Origin of the sequence: Pseudarthrobacter sp. PvP004 (assembly GCF_017876035.1) — a bacterium.
GTDB classification, from domain to species: Bacteria; Actinomycetota; Actinomycetes; order Actinomycetales; family Micrococcaceae; genus Arthrobacter; species Arthrobacter aurescens_A.
The window spans coordinates 242289-256031 of record NZ_JAGINL010000001.1 but is presented as its reverse complement, the minus strand read 5'-3'; the positions used below and the strand labels follow the sequence as shown (position 1 = coordinate 256031).

The window sequence follows — 13743 nt, the reverse complement described above, 5'->3', positions numbered from 1 at the left end:
TCGTGCTCCGTATCCACTGCAATCCGGCGATGTTCAGGCCTCTACTCTACCCATGGAACCCGTACGAATGCTGGAAGGCTGGCGGCCTTCCTTAGCGCGGCAGCAGCCGGAGCTTTCGGCACGCACGCACTAGCAGGGACGACTCCAACAACTGAAGCTTCTCCTGCAGATGGTCGCGTTCGATCCGGAGGTGGTGGCCTTCAGATTCCTTGGCTGCAAGCGCGCTGGTAACTTGGTTCAGCTCGTCCTGCAGCCCGTCCCGGACCGCTTCCATTGCGCTGAGGCTTCCACGGGTGTCCTCCAGGAGGTTTGTCAGGCCAAAGAGCTCTACCGACTGGTGGCCAATGTGCAGTTCGTTGTTGGCCGTCAGCTGGGCCACTGCCGGGTGCTCACCGGATGCGAGTTCCAGAAAGGCCGGCTCCGGGCTGACAAGAACCGGAGCTTCCGGTCGTGAGCCCTTCAGGGTTTCGACGACGAAGTCCCACCAGGCGCGTTGAAAGTCGCCTTGCGCAGGGCTCATTTGCTTAAGGTACGAACGAATATGGCCGTGGCTGGCCCAAAACTGATCTACGAAGGCGTCGAATTCCGGAGTGGCAAGGTGCCTAAGGGAACGCATGGTGTGGCCGAGGCCCCAGTTGGCCAGTGCGCCGCCGATGCGCACCTCGCCGTAGTAGTCCACGGCGATGCCGAGGCAAGGAACGCCTGCAGACAGTGCGAAGACAACCGGGTGGTACCGGCTTGCAACCACAACCTCGGCCTGCATCGTCAGCGACGCGGACTCCTCTGCGGACAGCTGGCCGCAGACCATCACGTTCTCCGTGGTCATCCTCCGCCGGATGTCCTGGTGGGTTTCGATGTCGATGTCCGCTTGGCCCGGGTGGGACATGTGGGGAATCATCACAACGTCCAGATTGCCGGCGTCGGCGATTCTGTCCAGCACCTCAGCGATGCGCTGGTTGAAAGCGTCCCTGTCCATGGCGCCGGTACCGGGCGCGAAAGTGGCTACCAGAAAAGGTCGATCCGCTCGAGGCTTGTAAGTGACCTGGTCCAATTCAAGGGCGGCCGGCAGGGCATGGTCCACCTCAAAGAAGCTCGCGTCGTCGAGCGTCAGGCCCGCGGGCACGCCCGCATTCCGCATCAGGTCCCAGGAGGTCTGCTCGCGGACACTGGAGAGCGTCGCTGAACGGAAAAGCTCGACCACTGTGTCGTAGTCGGGTCCCGTGAGGACGGGTCCAACAGTCTGTCCGGAAATGACCAGCGGCTTACCCAAAGCATTGGCAATGGCTCCAACAGCCGCCCGCTCGTAGAGCAGCCAGCCGTAAGGCGAAGTCATGTTCCCGCCGCCGGCGATCACCACGCCGTCGCACGTCTTCAAGGTCTCTATGAGCGCATGCACCTGATCCTCGGCGGGAAGGGCAGTCATGTCGCCCGCGAGAACGGCCCGGATCTCACGCAGGTACGTCTCGCGTCGGTGAGGAGGCCACGGGAACTCCAAGGTCTTCACTGACTCGGTGCCAAAGATTCGGGTGCTCTGCTCCGGATCGCGCGAGAGCAGCACAATGTCGGAAACTCCTCTGGCGCGCAGTTCGTCCACCACGGCATGGGTCATAGCCTCGTCGCCCACGTGATAGACGGGCTGACCAATATCCCCAAGAACTACAACTCGCACGACACTCCGGTGTTTGGACGCAAAAAACAGCTTCCAGCGTACCGGGTTTGTCATCGCAGGTGGTTCGCAGGGAGGACACTCCACTGCGTTGCGAGGTAGCCTTCAAGCAGCGTTGCCCATGCATGAGAACGTCAATCGTGATGCCATGGCCGCTTTCATGTACCGACACAACTCGAAGTTCAACGCAAGCTAGTCTCCTGCTGCAACAAAAACGGCCGGCCTTGGTAGGAACCAAAGCCGGCCGTTTCTGAAGAAAAATCAGGGTGTTTTGGAAAGGAAATGCTGGATGTTTTGGACGATCGGCGTCCTCGCGTCGTCCGCGAGATAGTTGATGTCCATCAAGACAACTACGCGACCTCTCCCGGCCTTCATATCCCCTTCAGCCCAAACCCCTCCGATGGCCACGGTCTCACTCCGCGCGAAGACGTTTCGGGCGTCCACACCTGCCAATCCGCTGATGGCACCGGGTGAATCCGGGTCAAAGCTGGTGAGCACGTTGGGCGCTTTGGTGATTTCGTTGCTGGCAGCAGGATTGAAGGTGAAGGGTCCCTGCACGTCGCCCATCCCGCCCACCACTACGTTTTGGTCGGTGAGAACAAGACGCAAGACATTCTGAACGCTGGCGTTCAGGGCCTCGCAACACGGACGTTCACCTGTGAGGTAGGCCGCTCCCCCGTCGGCTACGAAGCTGGCAACCCTGCGCTCGTCAGCTTCAGTCCATCCGTAGCGTGAGGGATTCCAGATTGACTTGTAGCCGCTAAGGTCAGCAGGGAGAGCCGTTGCCTCCACAACCTCTGCTCCGGAATCCCGGAGAGTTTTCGCAACGTTTGCAATGCCGTACCCCTCATCACCGTCGGCGTATACCAGGACTTTGTCGCCACGTGGTGGGGTTGGTTTCACCACTAATGTCAGCGGAGCCGACGCCACAAGCCCCGATTTGTCCGTCGCTGTAACAGTGATCTCGGCGGTAGCTACGGCAGCTGGAACACCCGACACTATGCCGGTCCCCGAATTCAGGGCGAGACCTGCCGGCAGGGCGCCCTTGGTTATCGTCCAGGTGTAGGGCTGGGTCCCTCCCTTGGCAGCGAGACCTATTTTGTATGCCTTCGCCACTGTCGCGCTGGGCAACGACGTTGACAATACCTTCAATGGTTCAACCGACGGGGTTACTTCCGCGTCAGGAGTGCCGGGGGCCGGGGGCTTCGTGGACCAGGAGGCGATGGTCTTCTCATAGATAGTGCCGGAGTAGATGGTCACGTGAGGTCCGCCGTCGAAGAAGCAGACAAGGCAAGCACCAAGTTCGAATCCGACCCGGCCCTTGAGCTCGGCCATGGGGTCCTCGGTTGGGTGGTACGCGGCAGAGACGGACGCGTTGATCTGCCCTGTAATACCGACGATTTCCACCCAGGTGACGCGTGTATCGATTGCGCCCGTGAGGGTCGCTTCGATGCCTGAGTCGCTGGAAAGGCCCAGCGGCTCGTGCTCGGTGCCACACGTAGCGGCCCGGCTTTCCTGGCCATCCCGCCACTGGTAAGACGTACCGCATTTGAGGGTTACGGAAGTGCTGAGGTCCAGCTTGCCGTTGACTTCAAACGTCAGGGACGGCTGGGCCACCATGACGATGGCACCTGCGCCTGAGGGGACGGTCACCTTGACCTCGGGACCCGCCACTGTGCAGACGCCTTCCCCGGAAACTGCTGCTCCCAGGTTGACTGTGATGGATCCTTCGACGTTTGCCTGGAGTTGATGAAGACCGCCAAAGAAGGGCTTCCAATCGGCATAGAGCGAAGGTTTCATATTAGGCGTAACAGACAGGCCCTTGAGGTCTGCTGTCGCTCCGCCTTCACACTGTATTTTCTTCGGTGCTTGGACTGGTTCCTTTGCAGCGAAGGGCGTGGAGAGCGCTTCAGATTCTCCAAGTGAAGTGGTTACTGCTGCTTCATCCGTGAAGTGCACGGTGCCCTCGGAGTAGGCCGCGGAAAGGTTGGCCGAGGAGACCGACACCAAAATTGTCCTGTCAGCGGTCATCTGGACGTCGTCGACGTTGAGGATTGCACCGGATTCGAGGTTGGCCCAAGGGTCAAGGGTCAGCACCTGGCCCACGGTCACATCGACGGCCGTAAGCTCCACCGAAACAATCTGGTTCGATTCAGGGTCCCTATTGATGGCAACGATGTTGTCCCCGGGGACGTGGACGGTGTTTTCCTGAGGCACCAGGATCTCGCAGGGCTTGCCTGCGCACTCCTCAGGTGCGGCTTCCGGGACGTTGAGGTTCAAGGTCCGCGACAGCGTCATTCCGGAATCATCAGTGGCTGTGACAGTGACCGGGTAGTCGCCTGTGGCCGCTGGAGAACCGGACAGCACACCTGTAGTCGAAAGAGTGACACCTTGGGGAAGGCCCGTTGCGTTCCACACCAAGGAGCCAAATCCTCCGGCCCCAGTGAGCTGCTCGAGGTACCTGACTCCGGCGATGCCATCCATCAAGTTATTGTTCGCAATGGTCAGTGGGCTTGTGTTCAAGTGGAAGCGGTACATAAACGCTGCCATAGCATCGCGGTTTACAGCCTGCAGCGCCCGGTACGTCTTGGAACCATTGGCATCGGTCCAGCCGGTGCTGATGCCGGTAGAGGCGAGCCAAGCCATCTCTTTGTAGAACTGCTGGGAGGTGGCGACGTCGGCGAACGGCGAGACTGCCGGCGGTGTGTAGTCCGGACTGCCTGCCAGGCGGTACAAGAACGCTGCCATGGCGTCGCGGTTTACAGGCTGCAGCGCCCTGTAGGTTCTGGTGAAACCGTCTGCTTCAGTCCAGCCGGTGCTGATGCCCTTGGACGCAAGCCAAGCCATCTCTTTATAGAACTGCTGGGACGTAGACACGTCAGCGAAAGGGGACTCTGCGGGCGGAACGAATCTTGGACTGCCGGAGAGCCGATACATGAAGGCCGCCATCGCGTCCCTGTTAACCGCTTGCAACGCCCTGTAGGTCTTTGACCCGTTGGCCTCGGACCAGCCCGTGCTGACTCCAGCCTTGGACAACCACGCCATCTCGGCGTAGAACTGCTGGGACGTGGAGATGTCTGCGAAAGGAGACGTTGCCGGTGCCGGGAATGATGGGCCGCTATCTTGGACCACGGCGTCCGGCTGGGTTTGAGGTGAGGCCGCCGGGACAGTTGCAGGATCTGCGGGAGTCGCGTTTGCCGGAAGCATTCCGGTCATCATGAAAGCCGCTAGGGCAAGACTGATTCCGGAAGCAAGAAGCTTCCGTCTGTATTTATGGCGCACTTATGGCTACTTTCCGCACTCTTGGCGGAATTCCGCCCCCATTTTCATCTGCTGATGAGCAGATAATCAAAAAGATAGCGTTATTGTTCAATAACTCCAATTTCGGGTCTACCGAACCCTGGCCAGCTTCTCCTCAACTTCAGCGGCTTTTTCGGGCTGACCCGACACAACGTACAGCTCCGAGAGGATGTTCAGTGCTCGTTCCGGCTTGGGGGTCAGCGCCGCAGCACGTTCGATATCCGCAATGGCACCCTCCAGATCCTGGCCGCTGGCTTTGGCGAGTCCCCGTAGGAGGTGGGGCTCCGATGTCCACGGCGAGCGCTCGATCTGCATGTCCAGCGTCTTCTGCGCGGACTGAACATCTCCGGTCCCCAGTTGCCCGATGGAAAGCGCAGTAATCGCCTCCATGGAAGTCGGGTTACGTTCGACGGCGGCACTCGCCCACGTGACTGCGGCATCTGCCGCTGGGCTATCTCCTTGCACGGCCCTGACGGCGAATGCCTGGGCAGCAAGCAGATCCACGTCCTGGTCCCAGGGCCTGAGTGCCTTGGCTGCTTCAAACGCCTCAGTAGCTCTCGGGATTTCGCCCGCGGCGGCTAAGTCAGTACCTGACTTCATGGGTATCTCCGCACTTGCCGCGACACCAGCAACGATGGCGCCCACCAGCGCCAGCCCAACTGCTGATATGCGAGCGACATCAGAAGCCCTACCGCGAGGACTGTCGATCGCCTCTTTCTGCACCGGAGCATTCCCAAGAATGGCACCAGCGAGGACACAAACCACCGCGGTGGTTCCCGGTGAGGTGAAGTGGGTCATGAGTGCGAACCCGTAGCCGCAAGTGGCTGTCAGGGCGCCCATCAGAAATAGTTTGTGTTCATTCAACGGCGAGGTGCGGATACGCCCGACGCCAACCACTAAGACCATGCACACAGCTGCAGCAACGGAGAGAAGGAAGAACAATCCACCCGCACTTACCAGCTGGAGAAGGAGCATGTGCGGGCTGTCCGCGGGGAACTCAGTTCCGACATTTTTGGCGAAGGCATCAGATAGATGAGAAGGCAGTTCGTCCACGAATTGCCCTGCCCCAAGCCCTAGGAACACGTTGCCGGACAGAGCCTGGAGGGATGCCTCCCAGAGATACACGCGGCCCGTAACGGTCTCCATGCTGAACAAACGTTCCGCAACTGAAGGGATGGACCAGGACAAAACTGCGGCAACGCCTACGAATCCCAGGAGGGCGACGATCGCATGGACGGGCTTTCCCGATTTCAACAACTGGAAGGCTTTGAATCCAAAGAGCATAATTCCGCAAATAATCAGAATGAGGATGCAAGCACGGGAACCCGAAGTGACGGTTACAACCCCTGCCGCAGCCGCTCCTATTTGCGCCAATTTATTCTTGGACCATAACGCCGGGGGCAGAAGCAGCAGGCAAGCGACCAAGCCCGCCAAGCCCAGATCTGTGGCATTACCCAACGTCGCTCCGGGTCGTATGTAATCGGCACCACCAAGGGGTCGAAGGCCAGCCGCCTCGGCAACTGCGATCGGCGCCAAAACGAGCATGCTGAAGCACAGCCCATGCACCAGGTACCGCCTGCTTGTTGAAGCGGAGGAACCACCCAAGACACGCGCTCCCACCACCAACAAGCCCACATATAAGAGCAGGACAGGCAGGCCTTCGTACCGCGGCCACCGTCCAACAATGGCAGCTGACAGATCGCCGGAACTCAATGCCGCAATGACATATGTCCCCACTATGGCTGCCAAAATCAGCACCGTAGGACGCCCAGGTCTTGACGTTGCCGGGGCCAGGAGACCCAGGCACAACGCGAGCAACAAAATGGCGATTTTTGGCAGAACGAACCTGTGGAAGCCGCCCGGCAGCATGATCAAGGGTGTTGCGACCAATAAAGTCACACTAAGAAGCGCCATTCGGTGACTACCGAAAGTCGACTCCCAAATGCGGCGTAATGATTGCACTATTTTCCCCCATGATCGACAGGCCCGCCGTATAAGAAATAGCATGTGGCTGACGCAACAACTTGACTTGACTCGGCGTCGAAAATCAAATATATGGGGGCACTCTTGGAAAAATCGAAACTTTCGCGGCAATTACTTGTGCCCGTGGCCGGTTTATCACTCCTCGCAGCATCGTTCTCCGGTGCACCGGCCGCCGTCGCTGCGGGAACTGCAAGCATCAGCGGAAGCGTGCAGATGCAGGCTGGTCTCAATGCCAGCATGATCATCATCGACGCCTACAAAGACGATCTCTACGTCGACGAAGCCCGAATCTGGAGCGGGTCCGGGACTTACACCCTGGATGGGCTGGAGCCTGGCTCCTACAAGGTGAAGTTCAGCGCCTACGGGGACGGTGGTGGCGCACCGGTCAATGTCTCGGAATGGTATGACGACAAGGAACTGGCTTCCTCGGCCCAAACCATCTCGCTGACCACAGGGCAGGCACAAGCCAACGTCTCTGCCGTTCTGAACATGGGCGCGACCGTCAGCGGCAAGGCGACGGTTCCGGCCGGCGTCGACGCCACTAAGATCACCGTGGAGGCCACGCGGGACGGTGAATACAGTTCGTACAGGGCTTCACTGAACGCGGACGGCACCTACTCGCTCACCAACATGATTGCCGGACAGTACAAGCTGAATTTCTATTGGAGCGACGAGGCAACTCCGAGTCCGATCATTTCGAGCTTCCTCGGGGGAAAGCAGTGGTCCTCAGCCACGCTTGTCAACGTGCCCAAGCAAGGCAACGTCACGGGCCAGAACATTACCCTGGCTGCTGCTGGCATCGTCTCAGGAAAAATCACTGTGCCCAGCGGAGTTGACGCTGCCAAGGTCAGTGTCAGCCTCTCGAGCGTACCCTCCGGCAAGTACGGTTACGGCTATGTCAAAGCCAACGGCGACTTCAGCATCGGAGGTCTCGAACCCGCTACTTACAAGGCACATATCTACTGGAACGGAGGAGAAGGCTTCCGCCCTATTGTTGACGCCTATTACGGGCCTCCAGGAGCGACCTTCGACACCGCCACCCTCATTCAGGTGCCGCCTCTCACACCGGTAACAGGTATCAACCAGACATTGGTAACGGGGGCCCAAATAAAAGGCAAGGTGATCGTTCCCTCAGGTTTCTCGAGCACTGGCGTCCGTGTATCGGCAGCAAACTCGGAAACCAATGCCTATGGTGGCAGCGCCGTGCCGGACAGCTCTGGAGCATTCACCATCAGCGGCTTGGCTGCCGGCTCCTACAAGCTGGACTTCTACTCCCAGGACCAAAACCTTGTCCACCAATGGCTCGGACAAAAGCTGGATTCCGGCTCATCCGCGGCTGTGAGTGTTACCACCGGACAAATCGTGTCCGTCGCTAACGAAACCCTCCTTGCAGGTGCGGTGCTTTCAGGTACCCTCGCCATCCCTGCAGGCTCCCAGAGCCAGATGAAATATGTGACGGCGACTGGACCAGGCGGCGTCGGCGGGACGACGGTCGCAGACAACGGAACATTCTCGTTCACCAAGCTGCCTGCAGGCACCTACTCCATCGAATTCAACCGCGCGAGCGGCATCACCACCGACTTGGAAGCGTCTTTCTACAAGGACAAGGCCGAGTCATTGGGTGCAGTTTCGGCAACTGAGGTCACGGTGGCTACAGGTGAAGCCAAGACGGGGCTAACGAGCACGGCGAAGACGGGTGGCACGCTCACGGGCAAGATTGTGGGCACAGATGGCCAGCCGTTGAACAATGTTCCTGTCCGCGTTTACACCAAGGAGGGTTCGCTGGTCACTCGCGGCGCGAACACCATCGCCGATGGCACGTTCAAAGTGACAGGTCTCAGCACGGGAAGCTACCTGGTCTCGGCCAACATGATCCCCACCCGGCCTTCGGGTTCGCTCGGGACCATCTTCTCCGGCAACGTGAAAACGGAAGGGGCTGCGTCGAACGTAGCCACCACAGTGGGTACTAACACTGACATCGGCACACTGAGCTTCGCCACGGCAGGCAACGCAGGAACCGGATTCACCGACGTACCTGCGGGTGGGCAATTCAGCACGGAAATTACCTGGATGGCTACGGCCGGCATCAGCACCGGCTGGACGGAAGCGGACGGCTCCAAGACGTTCCGACCGCTCTCCCCCGTCAATCGTGACGCGATGGCAGCCTTCATGTACCGGCTGGCTGGCAAGCCTTCCTTCACGCCGCCAGCTACATCGCCCTTCGCGGATGTACCCACAAACAGCCAGTTCTACAAGGAAATCACTTGGCTCGCTGATAAGGGTGTTTCCACCGGTTGGACCGAAGCCGACGGAAGCAAGACCTACCGTCCCGTTCAGGCGGTAAACCGTGACGCGATGGCAGCGTTCATGTACCGCTTGGCAGGTAAACCGGCCTTTACTCCCCCGGTTACTTCGCCCTTCACCGATGTGCCCACAGGCAGCCAGTTCTACAAAGAGATCACTTGGCTGGCAGCCCAAGGCATCAGCACTGGCTGGACAGAAGCGGACAACAGTAAGACGTTCCGCCCGGTGAACGCCGTCAACCGCGATGCGATGGCAGCGTTCATGTACCGCTACAACGCAAAGTTCAACGCAAGCTAGTCCCCAAGCAAAATGGCCGGCACCACAAAGTTGGTGCCGGCCATTTCTGCGTGTAGATGAAGGTTCAGTGTTCTCCTGAAAGGCCGGGCAGGAACTCTTCCGGCAGGGTAGAAACGGGAACCAGAACCATGTCCTTCGCCTTCCAGTCCAGGTCAATACATGCCTGTCGGGCTGATTCCAGCTGCTTCAAAGTGGGCATGTCTCCTGCCGGGACAACGAACGTTTCGATGTGAAAGACGTGCCCTTCGTCCCTGATCCGGGATTTTGCTGTTTCTACCCAGTCAAGTCCGCTGAGGTAGCCGTCAATCTCATGGCCCAAGGGGTGAGGTTTGGCGTCGTCGTAAGTCCTGGCACGTTTGTCCATGAGGGCGGTGATTGCTGCTTTGGTGTTGCGTACGCCGTCGTGAAGGATGCTCGCGGAGATGATGAGGGCGGCGACAGCATCCGCCCACCACCAGCCGATACCGATGCCCGCAACTCCGGCAGCAGCGGCGACAGCGGTCTGCCAGTCTGCTTTGTTCATGTCGGCGTCCGCATAGAGGACCTTGTCGTGCAGGGTCTTGGCCAGTTTCATCTTCTTGTGGCCCAAGTACACCGGCGGGCCTGCGGTGAGGAGCATCGCAACAATCATGACCCAGCCAAGCCAGATCGTCTGGCCGAAGAAGTCGAACCCTCCGATGGTGGGGTGCTCTGCCGTGAAGAGACTGATGCCGGAGTCGACAATCAAGTACGCGCCCATGACGGACAAGGCCACAGCCGCTACGACGTGGGCAACGCCAACGGCACGGTGGTAACCGTAAGGATGCTCCTCGGTGGGGCGCTTGCGGATCACGCGGGCGGCAATCAGGAAAGACAGGGGCGGCAGGAACGACAGGACGTCTTCAAGCCACGCGGCCTTCATGGCTTGGGAGTTTCCCAGCAGGAGATAGATCATGGCGGTCGAAACCGCCAGGAACGCCACGGTGATCCACTCGAAGCGGATCGCCTTGCGTAGCGCCTGGTGCTGCTCTTCAGGCAGTTCGGTGTGGCCGAAACGTGAGCTGGCGCTGTCGGGCCGGCTTTGGGTGGCTTTCACTTGGTGCCCTCCGACTCTTTGAGGAACGTATCCAGTGTTAGGAGGAAACCGTTCTCCCCTTTGGCGACCAGCATCACGTGCTTATGCTTTTTCCCGGTGTCGTCCACGGATTCGGTATAGGGCTGCGTCAGCGCTGCGTGCTTTTCCCATGGCGTGTCTTCGCGCAGGCCACCGATCATCAGGTCAAGTTCGCCGTGCTCTACGCGTTCGGCCAGGATGTGTTCGGTGCCCGTGCTCCACTCCACCCTGGCATCCAGTTGCGCGGCGAACCTCCGCACCAGTTCGGCTTCGGTCCCAGTGGGCTCGCCGGAAGACGGGAGCTTCACCCAGTCGCCGTTGGGACTAGCGCCTACCCTGAGCACGCCACCGCTGACCCGGTCGAGTGTGCCCTGGGGATCAGCCGGAACGCTGACTCCGCAGCCCGTTAGCAGAATGACAGCTGCCGTCAGAATAGCCAGTCGCCATCGCCTAGACATATCTCCGCTTCCTCCTATTGCTCTTGCCATAACTATAGGCAGGTTACTTATTATCTACATGTCTTAGTCCCGACCAACTTGGTCCTGATTCTGCCCACGGCGCACAGAGCCCATCGGGAAATAAACAGTCCGTAGACTTATTGGCACTATGGATGACCCTCCTTCACATATGCCCTGGCCCCTCGACCTTCTGACCGGCACGCCGGCCATCACGGGAGAGGGGCGCCCGAATGTATGAATGGATCATGCTCGGTATCGGCCTCGTCCTGACGATTGGTACCGGATTCTTTGTTGCCTCCGAATTCGCGCTGGTCAATCTTGACCGCAACGACCTTGAGGCTCGCCAAGCCCGCGGTGAGAAGCGCCTTGCACCCACCATCAAGGCGCTGAAGATCACCTCAACGCATCTATCCGGTGCTCAGCTCGGCATCACGTTGACCACTCTCCTGACTGGTTACACGTTCGAACCGGCCATCAGCCGGATGCTCAGCGGCCCACTGCTCGCGATGGGCCTTCCCGAGGCCGTGGTTCCCGGAATCGGCGCTGTTGCCGGAATCTTCCTGGCCACCATCTTCTCCATGGTGATCGGCGAGCTCGTGCCTAAGAACTTCGCTCTGGCCCTGCCATTGGCCACAGCCAAGGTGGTTGTGCCCTTTCAGGCACTGTTCACAGCCATGTTCAAACCGGTGATCCTGCTGTTCAACAACACAGCAAACAGCATCATCCGTTCGTTCGGCATCGATCCCAAGGAAGAACTTTCCGGCGCCCGTAGCGCCGAAGAACTCAGTTCCCTGGTTCGCCGTTCCGCGCTTGAAGGGTCCCTTGACCTGGACCACGCCGTCCTACTGCACCGGACCCTGCGGTTCTCCGAACACTCCGCCGCGGATGTCATGACACCACGGGTGCGGATGGCCGCCGTAAATACCACCGACACCGCCGAGGACATTGTTACCCTCGCAACCTCAACCGGATACTCACGCTTTCCCGTTATCGGTCGTGACCGTGACGAGGTCCTCGGTGTCCTGCACGTGAAGCAGGCCTTCGCCGTCGCCCTGGATCAACGCGACCAGGTGACCGCTGCAGAGCTGATGATCGAACCATTGCGGGTTCCGGAATCCATGGGTGTCGATTCGTTGCTTGGCCTGCTCCGGAAGCAAGGCCTGCAGGTAGCGATTGTTTCCGATGAGCATGGCGGTACCGCCGGCATTGTCACCCTCGAGGACCTGGTGGAGGAGATCGTCGGCGAACTCGAAGACGAGCACGACCGCGCCCGAGTGGGTGTGGTCAGGACCGGTCGCTCCATCACCTTTGATGCTTCCCTCCGGCCCGATGAGCTCCTGGACAGGACCGGCATTGCCGTTCCTGACGGCGAGGAGTACGACACGGTGGCCGGATTCGTTACGGACGAACTGGACCGCATCCCCGAACTCGGGGACGAAGTCCGCGTCTCGGACGGAACGTTGCGGGTTGAACGCGTGGTAGGCACCCATGTGGAACGGATCCGCTTTACCCCTGACGAGTCACAGGCACCCCCAAAAAGTCCTCATGACCGCATCGTCGATAACCTCACGCAGGAGCTGACCCATGAGTGAATACCTTCCCGGCATCATCTGGCTGGTGGTGCTCCTGGTGGTGAACGCTTTCTTCGTCGGCGCCGAGTTCGCCGTCATTTCGGCCCGCCGGTCACAGATTGAACCGAAGGCGGAGGCTGGTAGCAAAGCGGCCAAAACCACGTTGTGGGCCATGGAGCACGCGACACTGATGCTGGCAACCAGCCAGCTGGGCATCACCGTGTGTTCCTTGGTGATCCTGAACGTCTCTGAACCGGCTATCCACCACCTCTTGGAAATCCCTCTCGGGCTGACCTCTCTGTCCGGTGAAGCGATTGGCATCATCGCCTTCGTAGCCGCGCTGTTGCTGGTGACCTTCCTGCACGTGGTCCTCGGTGAAATGGTCCCGAAAAACATCTCGTTCTCCGTCCCAACCCGCGCAGCGCTGATTCTGGCGCCGCCATTGGTGATGGTCGCCCGGATCCTCAAACCGGTGATCTGGACCCTGAACGGGATAGCGAACTCCATTCTTCGCCTGTTCAAGGTCGAACCAAAGGACGAAGCCACCAGCGCATACACCTTGGATGAAGTAGCCAACATCGTGGAGCAGTCCACCCGGGACGGGATGCTGAGCGACACCAGCGGCACGCTGACCGCGGCGTTCGAGTTCACGTCCAAAACCGTGGCGGACGTCGAAGTGCCTATCGGCGAGATGGTACTCCTGCCAGCCACTTCAACGCCGGCAGACATCCAGCGCGCGGTGGCCGAGCACGGCTACTCCCGCTACATACTCACCGACGACGACGGTACGCCCACCGGTTATTTGCACCTCAAAGACGTCATGGACCTGACCACCCGGGAAAAATTCGACCAACCGGTGCCCGCCAAACGAATCCGCAAACTCGCATCCGCCTACAGCGGCAGCGAACTCGAGGACGCACTGGCCACCATGCGCCGCAGCGGTGCCCACGTCGCACGGGTTTTCGATGCTGCCGGGAACACCACTGGTGTGCTGTTCTTGGAAGACATCATCGAAGAACTCGTCGGTGAAGTACAGGACGCCACCAGTACATAAGTGCTCCATCCCATCAT

Annotated in this window: 8 protein-coding genes; 3 read left to right on the top strand and 5 right to left on the bottom strand. The window is 59.7% G+C overall.

The window, feature by feature from the left end:
* Nucleotides 1–91 precede the first annotated feature (91 nt).
* The 3 genes from J3A64_RS01075 to J3A64_RS01065 form a co-directional block, all read right to left on the bottom strand.
* Nucleotides 92–1669: a polysaccharide pyruvyl transferase family protein gene (locus J3A64_RS01075; protein ID WP_286139776.1), complete on the bottom strand. Its 1578-nt coding sequence runs from the start codon at nt 1667–1669 to the stop codon at nt 92–94.
* A 258-nt stretch (nt 1670–1927) separates the two neighbouring features.
* A complete protein-coding gene (locus J3A64_RS01070) occupies nt 1928–4885 on the bottom strand; it encodes an Ig domain-containing protein (RefSeq protein WP_210063470.1) in 2958 nt (985 codons plus the stop codon).
* 171 nt (nt 4886–5056) lie between these two features.
* Entirely contained in the window at nt 5057–6865 is a 1809-nt protein-coding gene (locus J3A64_RS01065; RefSeq protein ID WP_014922513.1) for a polymerase, read from the bottom strand.
* A 297-nt stretch (nt 6866–7162) separates the two neighbouring features.
* Here J3A64_RS01065 and J3A64_RS01060 point away from each other — a divergent pair, with 297 nt between their 5' ends.
* Nucleotides 7163–9550 (top strand): S-layer homology domain-containing protein, encoded by a 2388-nt coding sequence (locus tag J3A64_RS01060; protein WP_014922514.1) that lies wholly within the window; start codon nt 7163–7165, stop codon nt 9548–9550.
* A gap of 64 nt (nt 9551–9614) precedes the next feature.
* On the opposite strand, the gene J3A64_RS01055 is transcribed toward J3A64_RS01060, so the two are convergent.
* Both J3A64_RS01055 and J3A64_RS01050 read right to left on the bottom strand, forming a co-directional pair.
* Nucleotides 9615–10625 carry a cation transporter gene (locus J3A64_RS01055; RefSeq protein WP_014922515.1) on the bottom strand — a complete coding sequence of 337 codons (1011 nt, stop codon included), beginning with the start codon at nt 10623–10625 and terminating at the stop codon, nt 9615–9617.
* On the bottom strand, nt 10622–11101 hold the full coding sequence (locus J3A64_RS01050; RefSeq protein WP_043470558.1) for a transporter substrate-binding domain-containing protein: 480 nt from the start codon (nt 11099–11101) through the stop codon (nt 10622–10624). Before J3A64_RS01050 ends, J3A64_RS01055 begins: the two co-directional genes overlap by 4 nt.
* Nucleotides 11102–11331: 230 nt before the next feature.
* Between J3A64_RS01050 and J3A64_RS01045 the strand changes: the two genes are divergently transcribed.
* Together J3A64_RS01045 and J3A64_RS01040 are read left to right on the top strand one after the other, a co-directional pair.
* Nucleotides 11332–12693 carry a hemolysin family protein gene (locus J3A64_RS01045; RefSeq protein WP_210063469.1) on the top strand — a complete coding sequence of 454 codons (1362 nt, stop codon included), beginning with the start codon at nt 11332–11334 and terminating at the stop codon, nt 12691–12693.
* Nucleotides 12686–13726: a hemolysin family protein gene (locus J3A64_RS01040; protein ID WP_011775771.1), complete on the top strand. Its 1041-nt coding sequence runs from the start codon at nt 12686–12688 to the stop codon at nt 13724–13726. Before J3A64_RS01045 ends, J3A64_RS01040 begins: the two co-directional genes overlap by 8 nt.
* Nucleotides 13727–13743 lie beyond the last annotated feature (17 nt).